An 18766-nucleotide genomic window follows, 5' to 3' on the forward strand; every position below is an offset into this window, starting at 1 on the left:
GCTTGGGTCGAAAATTGACCAATTGATAAAAAAATAAAACGTGCTAGCCTTTCCCAAAACGAAAACATGGGGAACTGACGATGCCAGAAGGCCAGTTCAAGGACGGCATTGCCGGCGGCCGGCTTGCCGCCGACCAGTACGCCGAGAATTTTTCCGACCTGCATCCGCCGCTCGATCACCACGAGGCGCTGGTCGAATCAGACCGCTGCTATTTCTGTTACGATGCGCCGTGCATGAATGCGTGCCCGACCTCGATCGACATTCCCCTGTTCATCCGCCAGATATCGACCGGCAACCCGATCGGTTCGGCCAAGACGATTTTCGACCAGAACATATTGGGTGGCATGTGCGCCCGCGTCTGCCCGACCGAGACGCTGTGCGAAGAGGTCTGCGTGCGCGAGGTGGCGGAAGGCAAGCCGGTGCAGATCGGCCGCCTGCAACGCTACGCCACCGATGTCGCCATGGCCGAGCACAAGCAGTTTTATCCGCGCGCTGAATCGACCGGCAAGTCGGTCGCCGTCGTGGGCGCCGGACCGGCCGGTCTTGCCGCGGCCCACCGGCTCGCCCGCCAGGGCCATGACGTCACCATTCTGGAAGCCCGCCCGAAGGCCGGCGGCCTCAATGAATATGGCATCGCCGCCTACAAGAGCATCGACAATTTCGCCCAGGCCGAGGTCGACTATGTCATGGGGATCGGCGGCATCGATATCCATAACGGCAAGGCGCTCGGCCGCGACTACCAGCTGTCGGACCTGATCCTGAATTACGATGCCGTCTTCCTCGGCATGGGGCTAGGCGGCGTGAATGCGTTGCGCGCGGATGGCGAGGACGCCGATGGCGTTGTCAATGCGGTCGAGTTCATCGCCGGGCTACGCCAGGCCAGCGATCTCGCGAGCCTGCCGGTCGGCCGGCGCGTCGTCGTCATCGGCGGCGGCATGACGGCGATCGATGCCGCGGTGCAGTCGAAGCTGCTCGGCGCCGAGGAGGTGACGATCTGCTACCGGCGCGGCCAGGAGCACATGAACGCCTCCGAGTTCGAGCAGGATCTGGCCGCGGCCAACGGCGTCACCATCCGCCACTGGCTGCAGCCGAAGCGGGTCATCGCCGAGGCTGGCAAAGTGTCGGGCATCGAGCTCGAATACACCGCTATGAACGGGGACAGGCTTGCCGGCACGGGCGAGACGCTGACGCTTACCGCCGACCAGGTGTTCAAGGCCATCGGCCAGAGCTTTGTGCCGGCCGCGCTTAATGGAAGCGGCGCCTCGATCGATCTTGAAGCCGGCCGCATCAAGGTCGATGCGGAAGGCCGCACCTCGCTCGCCAATGTCTGGGCCGGCGGCGACTGCATCTTCGGCGGCGACGATTTGACGGTCTCGGCCGTCGCGCAAGGCCGCGACGCGGCGGAGAGCATCAACCGGGCACTGGCTGGAGGAAGCTGGAATGCCTAACGTCGTCAAGTTCGTTGGAGCTTTAAGCACGAGCCTGTTGCTGTTTTCTGCCAACGCCTCGGCGGCTCATCGTGTGACCAGATATTTTGATCAACCGGACGTTCGCGCAGGGGAGGCGTTCTCTCCTATGCTTGGGTGCGGGAACGAGGAGCTCATCTCTGGAGGTTACGCGCTTGATATCCCGCCGGCCAACCCTACTGCGTTGGTTGTATCGGCAAGTTATCCGTTTAGCGACCATGTGTGGCAGGTCGTCGTCCGAAACGATTCGAGTGAGCCTGTAGCAGTTCAGATGACTCTTGTTGTGATCTGTAGCTAGCGGAGAGAGTTATGACCGACATCCGCAACAATTTCGTCGGCATCAAATCGCCCAATCCGTTCTGGTTGGCCTCGGTAAAGCCGACCCGCTTGATCAACCGGGCACTGCGATGATCGCGCCGATCCTCGCTGCCGTCATCGGCACCGCGGCAATGCCGGCGGCTTCACCGGACTATTGGCTCTATACGCAATGGTGTGACGCGAAGGGTGAAGAGCGGATGTCCGTCGAGGCATCCGGTGTCGGCTTCAGCGAGCACACGATCTGCCAATGGACATCCGGGCCGCCAAGCGGCGATCATGTTGAGACAAGGATTTCATGCGCCAGCGTCTATCTCAACGGGGACGAGACCGTGCGCATGGATGAAAAAATGGTCGGGCTGGAAGCGCGCAAGGGCGATCCGGACCAGATCACGGTAACGGTCGAAGGTGAACCGCCATCGGTTTTTCTTCGATGCGAGGAATGATCCGATAGGCAACGCTTTAAGGTGGCGGTAAGCCCGCCACGGCCAGAGGAGAAAGACCCATGGCAGACATCCGCAACAATTTCGTCGGCATCAAATCGCCCAATCCGTTCTGGCTGGCTTCGGCGCCGCCGACCGACAAGGCCTACAATGTCATCCGCGCCTTCAAGGCGGGCTGGGGCGGCGTCGTGTGGAAGACGCTGGGCGAAGAAGGTCCGCCGGTGGTCAACGTCAACGGCCCGCGTTATGGCGCGATTTGGGGGGCCGACCGGCGCCTGCTCGGCCTCAACAATATCGAGCTGATCACCGACCGCGATTTGCAGGTCAATCTGCGCGAGATCAAACAGGTCAAGAAGGACTGGCCCGACCGCGCCATCGTCGTCTCACTGATGGTGCCATGCGTCGAGGAAAGCTGGAAGGCGATCCTGCCGGTGGTCGAGGAGACCGAAGCCGACGGCATCGAGCTCAATTTCGGCTGCCCGCACGGCATGTCGGAACGCGGCATGGGCGCGGCTGTCGGCCAGGTGCCTGAATACATCGAAATGGTAGTGCGCTGGTGCAAGGCCAACACCCGCATGCCTGTCATCACCAAGCTGACGCCGAATATCACAGATGTGCGCAAGCCGGCGCGCGCCGCACTCTCCGGCGGAACCGACGCGGTGTCGCTGATCAACACCATCAACTCGATCACCGGCGTCGACCTCGACAGTTTCGCGCCGCAGCCGACCATCGACGGCAAGGGCTCGCATGGCGGCTATTGCGGCCCGGCGGTGAAGCCGATCGCCATGAACATGGTGGCCGAGATCGCCCGCGATCCGGAAACGCGCGGCCTGCCGATCTCCGGCATTGGCGGCATCACCACCTGGCGCGATGCGGCTGAATTCATGGCGCTCGGCGCCGGCAATGTGCAGGTGTGCACGGCGGCGATGACATACGGCTTCAAGATCGTGCAGGAGATGATCGCCGGTCTCGAAAACTGGATGGACGAGAAAGGCCACGCCTCGCTCAACGACATTGTCGGCCGCGCCACGCCCAACGTTACCGACTGGCAGTATCTCAACCTCAATTACATCGCCAAGGCGCGTATCGACCAGGACGCCTGCATCAAATGCGGCCGCTGCCACATCGCCTGCGAGGACACTTCGCACCAGGCAATCACCAACATGGTCGACGGCGTCAGGCATTTCGAGGTGATCGAGGCCGAATGCGTCGGCTGCAATCTGTGCGTCAATGTCTGCCCGGTCGAGAACTGCATCACCATGGAGCCGCTGGCCGCCGGCGTGATGGACCAGCGCACCGGCAAGCCGGTGTCGCCGGTCTATGCCAACTGGACGACGCACCCGAACAACCCGATGGCCAAGGTGGCTGCGGAGTAGGGAACGGGTCGAAGAAAAAAGCGGCGCTTTCGAGCGCCGTTTTTCATTTTCCAATTGCAGATAAAATTTATCTAGGATAAAAGATATCCATGAATAGGAGCGCAACATCGTGAAACTGGGCGAGGGTGTAGAAGCGGCCATCCATTGCGCGGCCACACTGGCCAGCGTGGAGGGCAACAGCACGATACCGGGTGCTGCTTTGGCAGAGTCCTTCGGCCTGTCGCCGAGCTATCTGCTGAAACATCTGAACCAGCTGACTGCTGCGCGCATCCTGGAATCGGTGCCGGGACCGGCGGGCGGCTACCGGCTGGCGCGTCCGGCCGAGCGCATCACGCTGCTCGATATCGTGCTTGCGGTCGAGGGTCGCGAGCCGGCCTTCCGCTGCGGCGAGATCCGCCAGCGCGGCCCGGTCAAGATCGATGCTTCGGCCTATGTGAAGCCGTGCGGCATCAATGCCGCGATGCTGAAAGCCGAGCGCGCCTATCGTGCCGCTCTCGCGGAAACCCGGTTGTCCGACATCGTGGCTGATTACAAGGCCGAAGGCGATCCGCGATCGTTTGCCGCCAGCTGTGCCTTTGTCGCGCGCCATCAGCGGCCGCAGAAACCCGCTGCAGCCAAGCAAAGTTAACCCCCGCCAGACAGAAAGGAAAGACGATGAAACAGAGACTGCAATTCTTTGCCAAGGCGCCGGAAATCATGAAGGCGGTGTCAGCGCTCAACAAGGCGGTCGACGAATGCGGGCTTGAAGTGAGCCTGCTGCATTTGATCAAGCTCCGCGCCTCGCAGATCAATGGCTGCTCCTACTGCGTCGAGATGCACAGCCGCGAGGCAAGGCGCGACGGCGAAACCGAGACACGGCTCTATCTGGTTTCGGCCTGGCAGGAATCGCCGCTGTTTTCCGAACGTGAACGCGCGGCCCTTGCCTGGACCGAGGCAACGACCCTGATCGCCAACAATGGCGTTTCGGACGAACTCTATGCCCGCACGCTCGAGCACTTTTCGGAAGAGGAACTGGTCAAGCTGTCGGTCGCGATCGGCATGATCAACACCTGGAACCGGCTCTGCATCCCGTTCCACGCCATTCACCCGATGCCGGCTGCCAAAGCAGCCTGACCGTCCGGTTAGTCATGGAGCGCCGTCGAAAGGGCGGCGCTCCACCTGTTTCATGCTTAAGCACGGGGAAGATTTCATGCCTGTCGATTTGCCTTCGACCTTTTTGTTTCTCGGCCGCCTGTTGCTCGGCGGCGCCTTCGTTTTCGCCGGCCTGCGCAATGTTCAGAACGAGACCTTCCTGACAGGGCTGATGACCGCGCGCGGCGTGCCGCAGGCGAGATTGGCGTTGTGGGCCGGCATCGTCCTGCAGACCATTGCCGGCGCGCTGTTGATGGCCGGCCTGTGGACTGCGACCGCCTGCGCCGTGCTGCTGCTGTTTCTCATCGTCGCCACGCCGATGTTCCACAATTTCTGGGACCATCAGGGCCCGGACCGGGCCTCGCGCATCAACGGCTTCGTCGGCAACGTCGCCCTGGCCGGAGGCTTTCTCACGCTGATCGCACAGTCGCTGTAAGGTCACGCCGCGAAGCGCAAACCGCCATCGCAGGTCAGCACCTGGCCGGTCATGAAGCCGTTGGAGACGAGAAAGGCGATTGCGCCGGCGACGTCTTCGGCGCGGCCGATCCTGCCCACCGGGGTTTTGCCGGCATATTCGCTGAACACCGCCTGCCGCTGGTCTTCGGCCAGAAAATCCCACCATGGCGTGTCGATGACGCCGGGCGCAACGACGTTGACGCGCAGAGGCTTCAGTTCGACCGCCAGGATCGGCACCACTGTCAACAGCATGCCGTTGACGGCGGCGATGCCGGCCACGCCGCGCACCGACAATTGTGCCGACACCGCCGAGATGAAAGTCACCGATCCCGATCTGTTGAGCGTCGGCAAGGCTGCCTGCAAACAGGACAGCTGCGGCCGGACTTTCTCGTCGACGCCGCCGGCAATGTCTGAGAGGTCGAGGGTTTCGAACGGCCCAAGTCCCTTGCCGCCGCTGGCAGCCAGCACGAGGTGATCGAACGGTCCGAGTTCCCCAAAGAACTGGCGGACTTCGTCCGGCTTCGAAGCATCGAAGGCAGCTTTCTCGGCGGCGCCGCCGAGGCTCTTCCAAGCGCTGGTGAGCTTGTCCTGGTTTCGTCCGGTGATGGTCACCTTCATGCCCGGGCCAAGCAGTTTTCGCGCCGTCGCCAGGCCGATGCCGGATGAGCCGCCGATGACGACCGTGTGTTCGATCTTGCCGGTCATGAATGCTGTTCCTTCGATTTTGGGGAAGCCTGGCCGACGAAGTCGAGGCTCAGGGTTCGCAATTGCTGTCTGGCCTTGGCGTCATAGGCTTGTGCGTCGGCGCGGGATTCCTTTTGGCCATCGAAATAGAGGCCACTGCGGCCCTCCAGGGCGGGCGATGTCGCGAGGTTGAGAATGGCGTCGGCGCCGGTCTCGACCGAACTCCATGGCGTCACGCCGGCCCGGCGGACCATGGTGGTGTTCATGTAGCTCGCCGGATGCAGAGCGTTGACGGTGACGCCGCTGCCTTTCAACTCTCCGGCCAGGTCGATGGTGAACAGGATCTGCGCCAGCTTGCTCTGGCAATAGGCGCGCACGCCGTCATAGGAACGTGTCAGCATGACATCGCCGAAATCGATCGCCTGCTGGCCGGCCGAAGCGACGTTGATGATGCGCGCCGGCGAACTCGCCTTGAGCAGCGGCAGCAGTTCCGAGGTCAGCAGGAAACCGGCGAGATAGTTGACCGCAAAGCGCAGTTCGAAGCCGTCGGCGCTGAGCTGTCGCTTGGCGCCGGCCGTGCCGATGCCGGCATTGTTGATGAGGATGTCGAGCCGGTCGGTTTTTGCGCGTACGGCCTCGGCAAGGCGGCGGACCTCGGCTAGCGAGGCGAGGTCGGCGGCGAGGAACTCGGCTTTGCCGCCGGCGGATTCGATTTCTGCGACGGTTGCCTTGCCGCGAGCCGCGTCACGGCCATGCACCAGCACGCGCGCGCCGCCGGCGCCCAGCCTTTGCGCGACGACACGGCCGACGCCGTCGGTCGAACCGGTGATGAGGATTGTCTTGTCTTTCAGATCCATATTCAGAGCCTCCATCTCTCTGGATGGAAGATGGGGCGCCTGACCCAGCCCAAACAGTTCAAACTTTATCCTGGTATCAATACTGCTATAATAGCTCTCATGGATGCTCCCACGCACTCCGCTGAAGACAGCCGCCGGCGCGAGCTTGGCGCCTTCCTGCGCTCGCGCCGCGAAAGATTGACGCCGTCCGCCACCGGCATCGCGACCGGCCTGCGGAGACGCACGCCAGGCTTGCGTCGCGAGGAAGTGGCGATGATCGCCGGCGTCGGCACCACCTGGTACACATGGCTAGAGCAGGGGCGCGAGGTCAGACCCTCGGTGGAGGTGCTAGCGGCGCTCAGCGAAGCGCTGCGCCTCGACGCCGTTGAAAGGCGGCATCTGTTCATCCTGGCAGGCCGCCAGCAGCCGGAGAACCGCGAGGCTGCGCCGGAAAAGGTCGATGGCCCGCTGATGCATATGCTGGAGAGCCTGGTGCTGCAGCCGGCCTATGTCGTCGGGCGGCGCTGGGACGTGCTGGCCTGGAATCCGGCGGCGGTAGCGGTGTTCGGTGATTATGGCCTGCTAGAGGGCGACGCCCGCAACATCGTCCACATGGTGTTCACCAATCCGCATCACCGGCGCCTGCTGGTTGACTGGGAGCAATTGGCGCGCACCGTGCTGGCCTCGTTCCGGGCGGAAAGCGCCCGCTATGTGGGCGATGCGGATTTCGAGCGGCTGATCGTGCTTATGACGCGCTCAAGTCCGGAGTTTCGCGACTGGTGGCCGCAACGCGACGTGGCACGCCGATTGTCGGGGGTGAAACATGTCCGACATCCGAGCGCCGGCGCCATGACGTTCGAGCATATGAGCCTGTCGATCGACGACGGCTCGGACATGAAGCTGATCGTCTACACGCCGCTGGCCGAACAGAATTCGATCGAGAAGCTGCAGAATTTGCTTGAGGCGATGCCGGCGGAGCGCCGCAGCGCCTGACGCCCAAAGGTCAGCCCTTCGGCTTCAGCCCATCAATGAACAACTGCTCCAGAAACCGCGCCGCATCCTCGAAGCGGCCGTCGCCGCCGCGATCGGGCCCAAGCACCGCGCGGACCTGGACATCGAAATCGGCATAGTGCTGCGTCGTCGCCCAGATCGAAAAGATCAGGTGCCAGGGATCGGTGCGGGCGATTTTTCCTGCGCGCATCCAGCCCTTGATGACGTTGGCCTTCTCGTCGACCAGCGTTTTCAGCTCACCCGCCAGCAGCGGCATGATGCGCGGCGCGCCTTGCAGGATCTCGTTGGCGAACAGCCGGCTCTCCCTGGGAAAATCACGCGCCATTTCGAGCTTGCGCCGGATGTAGCTCCTGAGCTCGGTCAGGGGGTCGCCGATGTCGTCGAGTTCACGTAGCGGCGCCAGCCACGTCGCCAGCAGCCGCTCCATCAGCGTTTCGTGGATGTCTTCCTTGCGGCGGAAATAATAGAGCAGGTTCGGCTTCGACATCCCCGCGGCCTCGGCGATCTGGTCGATGGTCGAGCCGCGAAAGCCGTTGGTGGAGAAGACTTCGAGCGCTGCTTCCAGGATCAGTTCGCGCTTTTCCTGCTGGATGCGGGTGCGGCGAGGGGCTGAGCCTTCCATGGCGCCGCTCACCCCTGCAAGCCTTGGCCGAGCGGGTCATCTGGACCAATTCTCTGGACCAGTTTTTCTCTTACCCGTGGAGCGCACTTCGCAGGCCGCATTTCCGCTAGTAATCCCTTGACCGCCGACAGGGCGGTGCTAACGTTTGTCCAATCGGTCAAAAATTTGCGTAGCATGAAAACGCAGCAAAGACCAAGCTTTGGAAAGACCAAGCGTTAGCCGCACCGAAACAGGTTACAAGGGGAAGTCTTGGTCATGTCCAACCGGCTGAAAGTCACGCCGAACGATCTCAGCGCATTCTGGATGCCGTTCACGGCAAACCGGCAGTTCAAACAGGCGCCGCGCATGTTCGTGTCCGCCAAGGACATGCATTACACCACCAGCGACGGCCGCAAGGTGCTCGACGGCACCGCGGGCCTCTGGTGCGTCAATGCCGGCCATTGCCGTCCCAAGATCACCGAGGCGATCCAGCATCAGGCCGCCGAACTCGACTATGCGCCGGCCTTCCAGATGGGTCACCCGATCGTGTTCGAACTGGCCAACCGCCTGGTCGACCTCGCGCCCAAGGGCATGGACCATGTCTTCTTCACCAATTCCGGTTCGGAATCGGTGGAAACCGCGCTGAAGATGGCGATCGCCTATCACCGTGTGAAGGGTGAGGGCGCGCGCACCCGCCTGATCGGCCGCGAACGCGGCTATCACGGCGTCAATTTCGGCGGCATCTCGGTCGGCGGCATCGTCACCAACCGCAAGATGTTCGGCACGCTGCTCGGCGGCGTCGACCACATGCCGCACACGCATCTGCCGGAAAAGAACGCCTTCTCCAAGGGCGTGCCGGAATATGGCGCGGAACTCGCCAACGAGCTGGAGCGCATCGTTGCCCTGCATGACGCCTCGACCATCGCCGCCGTCATCGTCGAACCGGTCGCCGGCTCCACCGGCGTCATCCTGCCGCCGAAGGGCTATCTGCAGAAACTGCGCGAGATCTGCACCAAGCACGGCATTTTGCTGATCTTTGACGAGGTCATCACCGGTTTCGGCCGTCTCGGCGCGCCGTTCGCAGCGGATTATTTCGGCGTCACGCCCGACATCATGACCACCGCCAAGGGCGTCTCCAACGGCGTCATCCCGATGGGCGCGGTGTTCGTGAAGAAGGAAATCCACGACGCCTTCATGACCGGCCCCGAGCACATGATCGAGTTCTTCCACGGCTACACCTATTCGGGCAATCCGATCGCCTGTGCCGCCGCACTCGGCACGCTCGACACCTACAAGGAAGAGGGCCTGCTCACCCGTGGCGAGGAACTGGCGCCCTACTGGGAAGATGCGCTGCATTCGCTGAAGGGCGAGCCGCATGTCATCGACATCAGGAACATCGGCCTGATCGGCGCGATCGAACTGGCGCCGATCGCAGGCAGCCCGACCAAGCGGGCCTTCTCGGCCTTCGTCAAGGCGTTCGAGCGCGGCGCCCTGATCCGCACCACCGGCGACATCATCGCGCTGTCGCCGCCACTGATCATCACCAAGGGCCAGATCAACGAATTGATCGACCATGTCAGAGAAGTGCTGAGGGCGATCGATTGACAAACCGGGCGCGGATATCCCTCCCCCTCGAGGGGAGGGTGGCCGCGAAGCGGTCGGGTGGGGTCGGTGCGACCGGACGCCGACCCGCTCTTTTGTTCCGAGGCCGCTCCTGATGCCCCGTACCCGCGTGAGCTTCGAAATGCGCCAAAAGGCGCGAGCGCTTCGAGTTCACGCGACCAAAGGAGAATCGCTGCTGTGGTATGAACTGCGGGACCTGAAATCAGCCGGCATCAAGTTTCGCCGTCAGTGCCCGATTGGGCCGTACATCGTGGATTTTGCCTGCTTGGCGGTGAAGCTGATCGTTGAGGTCGATGGCGACATGCACGAACACGACAGGGGTAGGCGGCACGATGCCGTTCGCGATGCTTATCTGCGATCGCTCGGATTTGAAGTCTTCCGTGTTGACGAGCCCGATGTCATAAACAGCGCTTGGCACGTCGCGCAGGTGGTCAAAGAGAAGGTCGCGCGCGTCGCGGGCGACCCCACCCGACCGCTTCGCGGCCACCCTCCCCTCGAGGGGGAGGGGGACGCCGCCGCCCCGCAACCGATGAGGTTTTAGAGCATGGCCGCCCCAGGCGAGAATCTGCGAATCAATTCAGACCGTTTGTGGGATTCCATCATGGAGATGGCGAAGATCGGCCCCGGTATTGCCGGCGGCAACAATCGCCAGACCGTGACCGACGAGGACGGCGAGGGACGGCATCTGTTCAAGCGCTGGTGCGAGGCGGCCGGGCTCGAAATGGGGCTCGACGAAATGGGCACCATGTTTGCCCGCCGGGAAGGCGCTGATCCCAGCCTGCCGCCGGTTTATGTCGGCAGCCATCTCGACACGCAGCCGACCGGCGGCAAATATGACGGCGTGCTCGGCGTGCTCGGCGGGCTGGAGATTATTCGCTCGCTTAACGATCTCGGCATCCAGACCAGGCATCCGATCGTCGTTACCAACTGGACCAATGAGGAAGGCTCGCGCTTTGCCCCGGCTATGATGGCGTCCGGCGTGTTCGCCGGTGTGCTCGATCAGGCGGACGTGTATCAGCACACTGATAAACAGGGCAGGAAATTTGGCGAGGAGCTGGAGCGCATCGGCTGGAAAGGCACCGAGAAAGTCGGTGATCGCAAGATCCACGCCTTCTTCGAACTGCATATTGAGCAGGGGCCGATCCTCGAGGACGAAGGCATCGACATTGGCGTCGTCACCCACGGCCAGGGCCTGAAATGGCTGCAGGTAACGCTGACCGGCAAGGAGGCGCATACCGGCTCGACCCCGATGCCCAAGCGCCGTAATGCCGGGCTCGGCATGGCTCGGGTCATCGAACTGGTGCACGAGATCGCCATGGACTACCAGCCCGACGCCGTCGGCGCGGTCGGCCACATGGAGGTGTTTCCGAACTCGCGCAACATCATCGCCGGGCGCACCGTCTTCACCATCGACATCCGCTCGCCCGAGAAGGAAGTGCTGGACGCGATGGATGGGCGCATACGCGAAGGCATCGACACAATCTGTGAGGCGCTCGACATCCAGTACAAGGTCGAGCAGGTCGGCGCTTTCGATCCGGTCACCTTCGATGCCGGCTGCGTCAAGGCGATCCGCGACGCCGCCGATCGGCTCGGCTATTCCCACCGCAACATCGTCTCCGGCGCCGGCCACGACGCCTGCTGGATCAACCGCGTTGCGCCGACCGCCATGGTGATGTGCCCCTGCGTTGACGGGTTGTCACACAACGAGGCTGAGGAAATCACCAAGGAATGGGCCGGCGCCGGCGCCGACGTGCTGTTCCATGCGGTGGTAGAGACAGCGGGGATCGTGGCGTGAACTAAGATCTGTATTCAAAACGACGCTCACAAGAAGCGCGAAGAGAACAAGGGAACACGACAATGACCAAAGTCATCCGAAACGGCACCATCGTCACCGCCGACCGCACCTGGAAGGCCGATGTGCTGATGCAGCACGGCAAGATCGTCGCCATCGGCTCGAACCTGCATGGCGACCATGAGTTCGACGCCAGCGGCTGTTACGTCATGCCGGGCGGCATCGATCCGCACACCCATCTCGAAATGCCGTTCATGGGCACCTATTCGGCCGACGATTTCGAGTCCGGGACGCGTGCGGCCCTTTCCGGTGGCACCACGATGGTGGTCGATTTCTGCCTGCCGGCGCCGCAGCAGTCGCTGCTGGAAGCGTTGCAGATGTGGGACAACAAGACCTCGAAGGCTGCCTGCGACTACTCCTTCCACATGGCGATCACCTGGTGGGGCAAGCAGGTGTTCGACGAGATGGCCACCGTCGTCGACAGAGGCATTACCTCGTTCAAGCATTTCATGGCCTACAAGGGCGCGCTGATGGTGGACGACGACGAGATGTACGCGTCGTTCCAGCGCTGCGCCGATCTCGGCGCGCTGCCGCTCGTTCATGCCGAGAATGGCGACGTGGTTGCGGCGCTGTCGCAAAAGCTGCTCGCCGCCGGCAATAATGGCCCCGAGGGACACGCCTATTCGCGGCCGCCGGAAGTGGAGGGCGAGGCGACCAACCGCGCCATCATGATCGCCGACATGGCCGGCGTGCCGCTCTATGTCGTGCATGTGTCCTGCGAGCAGAGCCACGAAGCCATCCGCCGCGCCCGCCAGAAGGGCATTCGGGTTTTCGGCGAGCCGCTGATCCAGCATCTGACGCTGGATGAAAGCGAGTATTTCGACAAGGATTGGGACCATGCGGCGCGCCGCGTCATGAGTCCGCCCTTCCGCAACAAGCTGCACCAGGATTCGCTGTGGGCCGGCCTGCAGGCGGGATCGCTGCAGGTGGTGGCGACCGACCACTGCGCCTTCACCACCAAGCAGAAGCGCAACGGCGTCGGCGATTTCACCAAGATCCCGAACGGCACTGGCGGGCTTGAAGACCGCTTGCCCGTGCTGTGGACGACGGGCGTCAACACCGGGCGGCTGACGATGAACGAGTTCGTCGCGGTGACTTCGACCAACATCGCCAAGATCCTCAACATGTATCCTAGGAAGGGCGCCATCGTCGAAGGCGCGGACGCCGACATCGTGGTGTGGGACCCCAGCGCCAAGAAGACCATCACCTCGAAGAAGCAGCAATCGGTGATCGACTACAACGTCTTCGAAGGTTTTGAGGTGACCGGCCTGCCGCGCTTCGTCTTTTCGCGCGGCGAATTGTCGGTCGAGGAAGCGGAGGTCAAGGCCAAGCCCGGCCATGGCGAATTCGTCGCCCGCGAGCCGAACGCGGCGGTCAACCGGGCTCTATCGACCTGGAAGGACATCACCGCGCCGCGCAAGGTCGAACGCACCGGCATTCCGGCGACAGGCGTTTGACGTTGCGGAGCCCGGGGGCGCTCATTTCACTGGTCGTGGCGATGGTGGTCGCTGGTCCGGCAACAGGGGCCGAGAGGCTGGTGGGCTTCTGGGGCAACGATGCCGGTTGTGTCTTTGCAAAGGCCGGCTTTCAGGGCCGCGACGATTATATCGTGCTGACCGCCGAGGGCATCGAGACCTATGGCAGCGGCTGCCGGTTCGCGCAGCAATTGACGTGGGCGCCGGGCACGCAATCGCTTGATGCGACCTGTTCCGCCGAAGGCGAGGCGGGGACGACGGCTGAAACCGTTGTGGTCACCAACAAGGGCGAGGGTGGGTTCTTCGTGACCATTCCCGGTCTTGAAGAAATGGGGCCGTTGCAACCGTGTTCGTGACGTTGGAGCTGGGGGAATGAGCGCGCGCGGTTTGGGGCCGTCTGTTGCGATGGTAGTCGTTCTGGCTGCGGGTCAGGCCCTTGCGGCAGGCATCGACCTGACGAAACCCTATGGGGACAAATATGGCTGCATCAACCGCAACGGCCAGGAAGTCGCCGCCGATCGGATGCTGCTTTTGACCGACGAGGCATTGGTCACCGCCGCCAGCGCCTGCACCTTCACGGAGAAGCAAGCGCAGGCTGATGGTTCGCTGGTGGTGACGGCGACATGCGAGGCCGAAGGTGAAGACGGACAGGAGCCGACCAAATTCACCATCAAGCGCAGCGCCAAGAACGCCAAGAAGCTGACGGTCGCCGACGAGGACGGCAATGTCATGGGCGAAGTGGCGCGGTGCAAATGACGGCAGTCCCGTCAGCGTCAGGCCACCAGCGCATCCAGCTCCGGCAACAGGACGACGCTTTCCTGTTCATTGGGATCGGTGCGGGCGATGACGGCCGAGGACGGGGCGTTGCTCATATTGGCCGGCAGATGCGGTACGCCGGCCGGGATGTAGAAGAGGTCGCCGGCCTTGACGACGATGTGGTTCTCGAGCCTGTCGCCATACCATGTGTGGACCTCGCCCGAGAGCACATAGATCGCCGTCTCATGGCTTTCATGCAGATGCGCCTTGGCGCGGGCGCCGGGCGGCAGGGTGAGCAGATGCATGCAGATGCCGGACGAGCCGACCGTCTCGGCTGCAATGCCGGCAAAATAGGTCAATCCCTGCTTGCCTTCATAAGTGCTTTCAGGACGGATAAGGTGACAAGTGGGTTTGGGCGACATCGGCAAGGCTCCGGGCGTCGAGTGGGTGGGATTGGACGAGTGGAAAGCAACATCAACGCGAATGCAACGGCATTTCATCCTGGGCGGCTGCGAGAGGCAGGCAGCAAGCGATGACGGGACAATCGCCAGCCGTCGTCTCGGCAAGCAGACTTGGCCTTACCTTTCAGACCAATGACGGTCCGGTAGAGGCGCTCTCCAATGTCGACCTGACCATCGGCAAGGGCGAGTTCGTCTCCTTCATCGGCCCATCGGGCTGCGGCAAGACCACCTTGCTGCGCGTCATCGCCGATCTGGAAAAACCGACATCGGGCATGATCTCGGTCAACGGCATGACGCCGGAACAGGCGCGCGAGAAACGCGCTTATGGCTACGTCTTCCAGGCGGCAGCCCTTTTCCCGTGGCGCACGATCGAGCGTAACGTGGCGCTGCCGCTGGAGATCATCGGCCTTTCGAGAGCGGAGCAGGCCGAGCGCATCAAGCGCACGATGGAGCTCGTCAACCTCTCCGGCTTCGAGAAGAAATACCCTTGGCAGCTTTCCGGCGGCATGCAGCAGCGCGCTTCGATCGCCCGCGCGCTCGCCTTCGACGCCGACCTGTTGCTGATGGACGAGCCCTTCGGCGCGCTGGACGAGATCGTGCGCGACCATCTCAATGAACAGCTTCTGGAATTGTGGGCGCGCACCAACAAGACGATCTGCTTCGTCACCCATTCCATCCCCGAGGCGGTGTATCTGTCGACGCGCATCGTCGTCATGTCGCCGCGCCCAGGTCGGGTTACCGACATCATCGAATCGACGCTGCCAAAAGAGCGGCCACTGGATATCCGCGAGACGCCGGAATTTTTGGCGATCGCGGCCAGGGTACGCGATGGCTTGAGGGCAGGGCACAGCTATGATGATTGAGGGGGTAGCGAATGAGTGCGGACGTCGCCGCCACGCCTTCGTCATCCTAGGGCGAAGCAAGGAGCGAAGCGACGCGGGGCAGACCCTAGGATCCATACCGTTACCTATACGGTCCGCAACGGTGCAAAACGGTGCACACGCCGCTGCGCCCGCGAAGGCGAACATTCTCAACCGCTTATACCCCTCGGCCAACGTCACGGAATGGATCCTAGGGTCTGCACGACGCTTCGTGTCGCTCCGCCCTAGGATGACGAACGCGGAGGTGGTCGGCCTCCGCTTCGCTCCGGCCACCCTCTTCCCGGCGGGGAGAGGAGAAGGGGAGCGCGCCTGATGGACACCTTCCGCGAAAAATTCATCCCCGTGACCTCCATCCTCCTGGGCGTGGTGGTGCTCTGGTATGTCTTCGCCGTCATCCTAAACGCGCCCTTCCAGCGCGACCTCGACCGGCGCGCCGGGGAAACCCACGACACCGTCGAATTCATCGGCAAGACGCTGTCGCAGCCCAAGCCGACGCTGCCGGCGCCGCATCAGGTGGCGGTGAACTTCTTCGAGAACACCTTCCTGCGGCCCATCACATCGAGCCGAAGCCTCGTCTACAATGCCTGGGTGACCCTGTCGTCGACGTTGCTCGGCTTTGCCTTCGGCACGGCGCTCGGCATCGTCATCGCGGTTGGCATCGTGCATGTGGCGACGCTCGACCGCAGCCTGATGCCGTGGATCATCGCCTCCCAGACGATTCCCATTCTGGCGGTGGCGCCGATGATCATCGTCGTGCTGGGGGCGATCGGCATCAGCGGTCTGATCCCAAAGGCGATGATCTCGACCTACCTGTCGTTCTTCCCGGTGACGGTTGGCATGGTGAAGGGCCTGCGCTCGCCCGAACTCATGCATCTCGACCTGATGCACACCTACAATGCCAGTGTCTCGCAGACCTTCTGGAAGCTGCGGGTGCCGGCCTCGGTGCCGTTCCTGTTCACCTCGATGAAGGTGGCGGTGGCGGCGAGCCTGGTCGGCGCCATTGTCGGCGAACTGCCGACCGGTGCTGTCGCCGGCATCGGCGCCAAGCTTTTGGCAGGCGCCTATTACAGCCAGTCCATCGACATCTGGTCCGCCCTTGTGGCGGGCTCGGTGGTGGCGGCCCTTCTGGTCATGGTGGTCGGCATAGCCGGGCGCCTCGTTGACCGCGCGATGGGCGGGAGGCCGGCATGAACTGGCTGAAGCCCTCCTGGCAAGCCGTGCTGGCCATTGCGCTGTGCCTCGTCGCCGTCGCGCTCGGTGCGATGTCGAAGCCGGAAGCGGCCGCCCTTGCAGACCCGACAGCAAGCTTCGACTACCCCTATTTCGGGATAAAGACCCCGATGATCGGCCTGGCCGTGCTGGCAGGGCTGATCTCGATGATCAGAATTTCGCCGCTGGCCGAGGCTGCGGTGCTGTTCATCGGCGCTCATCTCGTCGCCTGGATGCTGATCTCGGGCATTACAGGTTTCGAAGGCACGGCATTGGCGCCTTATTTCCTGCTGCTCGCCGCTGCCTGGCTGCTGGCCTGGCGCTGTGTGGCGGTGCTGTCGGGGCTTCGCCCGATGGCAAAAGGGGCGCGGATGGCGCTGCGCCTCATCATCCCGGCGATCTTCGGCGCCTGGATCCTGATCATATGGGAAGCGGTGACGCGTGGCGCCGGCATTCCCTTCATCCTTTTGCCGCCGCCGAGCGCCATCGGTGTGCGCATCGCCAGTTCCCTGCCGGTGCTCGGCGCCGATATCAGGCAGACCATCTTCAAGGCGGTGATCTTCGGTTATGTCATCGGCAGCGGCGCCGGCTTCCTGGTGGCGATTGCGGCCGACCGCGTGCCGTTCCTGCGCCGCGGTCTGCTGCCGATCGGCAATATGGTCTCGGCGCTGCCGATCATCGGTGTGGCGCCGATCATGGTGATGTGGTTCGGCTTCGACTGGCCGTCCAAGGCCGCGGTCGTCATCATCATGACCTTCTTCCCGATGCTGGTGAACACGGTTGCCGGTCTTGCCGCCTCCGGCCATATGGAGCGCGACCTGATGCGCACCTATGCGTCGGGCTACTGGCCAACACTCTTGAAGCTCCGGCTGCCGGCGGCAGCGCCCTTCATCTTCAACGCGCTGAAGATCAACTCGACGCTGGCGCTGATCGGCGCCATTGTCGCCGAGTTCTTCGGCACGCCGGTCGTCGGCATGGGCTTTCGCATCTCGACCGAGGTCGGGCGGATGAACATCGATATGGTCTGGGCCGAAATCGCAGTTGCAGCACTGGCGGGTTCGGTCTTTTATGGCGTGGTCGCTCTCGTCGAGAGAGCCGTCACGTTTTGGCATCCCTCTGTCCGTGGTGGATAGGGCGGTGGGTTCGGGTGTTAACTTCAGAGGGTAAAAACATGAAAAGACTGATCATTCCGATGCTGGCCGGCGCGATGTCGCTGGCCGCGTTCCAGGCAATGGCCGCCGACAAGGTGACCTTGCAGCTGAAATGGGTCACGCAGGCGCAGTTTGCCGGCTACTATGTCGCCAAGGCCAAGGGTTTTTATGAAGCAGAAGGCCTCGACGTCGACATCAAGCCGGGCGGTCCCGATATCGCACCCGAGCAGGTGATCGCCGGCGGTGGCGCCGACGTCATCGTCGACTGGATGGGCGGGGCGCTCGCCGCGCGCGAAAAGGGCGTGCCGCTGGTCAACATCGCCCAGCCGTTCAAGAAGGCCGGTATGGAGCTGGTCTGCCCGAAGGACGGCCCGATCAAGACCGAAGCCGATTTCAAGGGTCACACGCTGGGCGTCTGGTTCTTCGGTAACGAATATCCATTCTACGCCTGGATGAACAAGCTCGGCCTGAAGACCGAAGGCGGCCCGGACGGCGTCACGGTTTTGAAGCAGAGCTTCGACGTGCAGCCGCTGATCCAGAAGCAGGCGGATTGCATTTCGGTCATGACCTACAACGAGTACTGGCAGCTGATCGATGCCGGCTACAAGCCGGACCAGCTCACCGTGTTCAACTACTCGGCGATGGGCAACGACCTGCTTGAGGACGGGCTCTATGCCTCGGAAGACAAGCTCAAGGATCCGGCTTTCGAAGACAAGATGGTGCGTTTCGTGCGCGCCTCGATGAAGGGCTGGAAATATGCCATCGACAACAATGACGAGGCCGCGGGCATTGTCATGGACGGCGGTGGCCAGGACGAAAACCACCAGAAGCGGATGATGAGCGAAGTCGCCAAGCTGATCGACAATGCCGACGGCAAGCTCGACCCGGCGACCTACGAGCGCACCGCCAAGGCGCTGCTCGACCAGAAGATCATCACCAAGGCGCCGACCGGCGCCTACACCACAGCCATCACCGACAAGGCGATCAAATAAGCCTGGCCAGGCAATTTCGACCTCGAGAGCGGCGCCTTTGACCAAAT

The 18766-nt window shown here is 62.8% G+C and carries 21 protein-coding genes; 17 read left to right on the plus strand and 4 right to left on the minus strand.

The genetic code is table 11. The features are described 5' to 3' along the window. Positions 1 to 80: 80 nt before the first annotated feature. The 6 genes from ACYG9R_RS21530 (at position 81) to ACYG9R_RS21555 (ending at position 5167) form a co-directional block, all read left to right on the plus strand. Entirely contained in the window at positions 81 to 1448 is a 1368-nt protein-coding gene (locus ACYG9R_RS21530; RefSeq protein ID WP_023668201.1) for an NAD(P)-dependent oxidoreductase, read from the plus strand. Between the two features lie 425 nt (positions 1449 to 1873). Next, the gene (locus ACYG9R_RS21535; protein WP_023668203.1) at positions 1874 to 2227 is read left to right on the plus strand and encodes a hypothetical protein; all 354 of its coding nucleotides are present in this window, start codon (positions 1874 to 1876) and stop codon (positions 2225 to 2227) included. Positions 2228 to 2286: 59 nt separating this feature from the next. Further along, the gene (gene preA, locus ACYG9R_RS21540) at positions 2287 to 3600 is read left to right on the plus strand and encodes an NAD-dependent dihydropyrimidine dehydrogenase subunit PreA (protein ID WP_023668204.1); all 1314 of its coding nucleotides are present in this window, start codon (positions 2287 to 2289) and stop codon (positions 3598 to 3600) included. A 109-nt stretch (positions 3601 to 3709) separates the two neighbouring features. Then, positions 3710 to 4228 carry an RrF2 family transcriptional regulator gene (locus tag ACYG9R_RS21545; protein ID WP_023823189.1) on the plus strand — a complete coding sequence of 173 codons (519 nt, stop codon included), beginning with the start codon at positions 3710 to 3712 and terminating at the stop codon, positions 4226 to 4228. A 26-nt stretch (positions 4229 to 4254) separates the two neighbouring features. Then, complete coding sequence (locus tag ACYG9R_RS21550; RefSeq protein WP_023690827.1) at positions 4255 to 4713, plus strand: carboxymuconolactone decarboxylase family protein; 459 nt, start codon at positions 4255 to 4257, stop codon at positions 4711 to 4713. A gap of 76 nt (positions 4714 to 4789) precedes the next feature. Beyond that, the gene (locus ACYG9R_RS21555; protein ID WP_023823188.1) at positions 4790 to 5167 is read left to right on the plus strand and encodes a DoxX family protein; all 378 of its coding nucleotides are present in this window, start codon (positions 4790 to 4792) and stop codon (positions 5165 to 5167) included. A 2-nt stretch (positions 5168 to 5169) separates the two neighbouring features. Here the strand turns inward: ACYG9R_RS21555 and ACYG9R_RS21560 are convergent, their stop codons facing one another. Further along, a complete protein-coding gene (locus ACYG9R_RS21560) occupies positions 5170 to 5892 on the minus strand; it encodes an SDR family oxidoreductase (protein ID WP_023823187.1) in 723 nt (240 codons plus the stop codon). After that, the gene (locus tag ACYG9R_RS21565) at positions 5889 to 6728 is read right to left on the minus strand and encodes an SDR family oxidoreductase (RefSeq protein WP_023823186.1); all 840 of its coding nucleotides are present in this window, start codon (positions 6726 to 6728) and stop codon (positions 5889 to 5891) included. The genes ACYG9R_RS21560 and ACYG9R_RS21565 overlap by 4 nt, the downstream gene beginning before the upstream one ends. A gap of 99 nt (positions 6729 to 6827) precedes the next feature. Here ACYG9R_RS21565 and ACYG9R_RS21570 point away from each other — a divergent pair, with 99 nt between their 5' ends. After that, entirely contained in the window at positions 6828 to 7700 is an 873-nt protein-coding gene (locus tag ACYG9R_RS21570; protein ID WP_023823185.1) for a helix-turn-helix transcriptional regulator, read from the plus strand. Between the two features lie 10 nt (positions 7701 to 7710). On the opposite strand, the gene ACYG9R_RS21575 is transcribed toward ACYG9R_RS21570, so the two are convergent. Next, a complete protein-coding gene (locus ACYG9R_RS21575) occupies positions 7711 to 8340 on the minus strand; it encodes a TetR family transcriptional regulator C-terminal domain-containing protein (RefSeq protein WP_023687993.1) in 630 nt (209 codons plus the stop codon). Between the two features lie 255 nt (positions 8341 to 8595). On the opposite strand from ACYG9R_RS21575, the gene aptA reads away from it, so the two are divergent. From aptA to ACYG9R_RS21605, 6 genes are all read left to right on the plus strand, one after another. Continuing rightward, the gene (gene aptA / locus ACYG9R_RS21580) at positions 8596 to 9924 is read left to right on the plus strand and encodes an omega-aminotransferase AptA (protein ID WP_023687994.1); all 1329 of its coding nucleotides are present in this window, start codon (positions 8596 to 8598) and stop codon (positions 9922 to 9924) included. 139 nt (positions 9925 to 10063) lie between these two features. Further along, a complete protein-coding gene (locus ACYG9R_RS21585; protein ID WP_245260016.1) occupies positions 10064 to 10483 on the plus strand; it encodes an endonuclease domain-containing protein in 420 nt (139 codons plus the stop codon). Positions 10484 to 10486: 3 nt separating this feature from the next. Next, positions 10487 to 11737 carry a Zn-dependent hydrolase gene (locus ACYG9R_RS21590; protein ID WP_023690832.1) on the plus strand — a complete coding sequence of 417 codons (1251 nt, stop codon included), beginning with the start codon at positions 10487 to 10489 and terminating at the stop codon, positions 11735 to 11737. 62 nt (positions 11738 to 11799) lie between these two features. After that, complete coding sequence (gene hydA / locus ACYG9R_RS21595; RefSeq protein WP_023699634.1) at positions 11800 to 13251, plus strand: dihydropyrimidinase; 1452 nt, start codon at positions 11800 to 11802, stop codon at positions 13249 to 13251. An 80-nt stretch (positions 13252 to 13331) separates the two neighbouring features. Further along, entirely contained in the window at positions 13332 to 13625 is a 294-nt protein-coding gene (locus ACYG9R_RS21600) for a hypothetical protein (RefSeq protein ID WP_245260000.1), read from the plus strand. 16 nt (positions 13626 to 13641) lie between these two features. Continuing rightward, a complete protein-coding gene (locus ACYG9R_RS21605; RefSeq protein WP_031197044.1) occupies positions 13642 to 14025 on the plus strand; it encodes a hypothetical protein in 384 nt (127 codons plus the stop codon). 17 nt (positions 14026 to 14042) lie between these two features. Here ACYG9R_RS21605 and ACYG9R_RS21610 read toward each other — a convergent pair whose 3' ends face one another. Beyond that, the gene (locus tag ACYG9R_RS21610; RefSeq protein WP_031196380.1) at positions 14043 to 14447 is read right to left on the minus strand and encodes a cupin domain-containing protein; all 405 of its coding nucleotides are present in this window, start codon (positions 14445 to 14447) and stop codon (positions 14043 to 14045) included. Positions 14448 to 14557: 110 nt separating this feature from the next. Here ACYG9R_RS21610 and ACYG9R_RS21615 point away from each other — a divergent pair, with 110 nt between their 5' ends. From ACYG9R_RS21615 to ACYG9R_RS21630, 4 genes are all read left to right on the plus strand, one after another. After that, a complete protein-coding gene (locus tag ACYG9R_RS21615) occupies positions 14558 to 15349 on the plus strand; it encodes an ABC transporter ATP-binding protein (RefSeq protein WP_023682182.1) in 792 nt (263 codons plus the stop codon). A 330-nt stretch (positions 15350 to 15679) separates the two neighbouring features. Continuing rightward, the gene (locus tag ACYG9R_RS21620; RefSeq protein WP_023690837.1) at positions 15680 to 16558 is read left to right on the plus strand and encodes an ABC transporter permease; all 879 of its coding nucleotides are present in this window, start codon (positions 15680 to 15682) and stop codon (positions 16556 to 16558) included. Beyond that, positions 16555 to 17709, plus strand: coding sequence for an ABC transporter permease (locus tag ACYG9R_RS21625; RefSeq protein ID WP_023682179.1), 1155 nt, complete (start codon positions 16555 to 16557; stop codon positions 17707 to 17709). The genes ACYG9R_RS21620 and ACYG9R_RS21625 overlap by 4 nt, the downstream gene beginning before the upstream one ends. Before the next feature lie 38 nt (positions 17710 to 17747). Continuing rightward, complete coding sequence (locus ACYG9R_RS21630) at positions 17748 to 18719, plus strand: ABC transporter substrate-binding protein (protein ID WP_023682178.1); 972 nt, start codon at positions 17748 to 17750, stop codon at positions 18717 to 18719. The last annotated feature ends 47 nt before the right edge of the window (positions 18720 to 18766 follow it).

This window comes from Mesorhizobium sp. RSR565B (assembly GCF_054719465.1).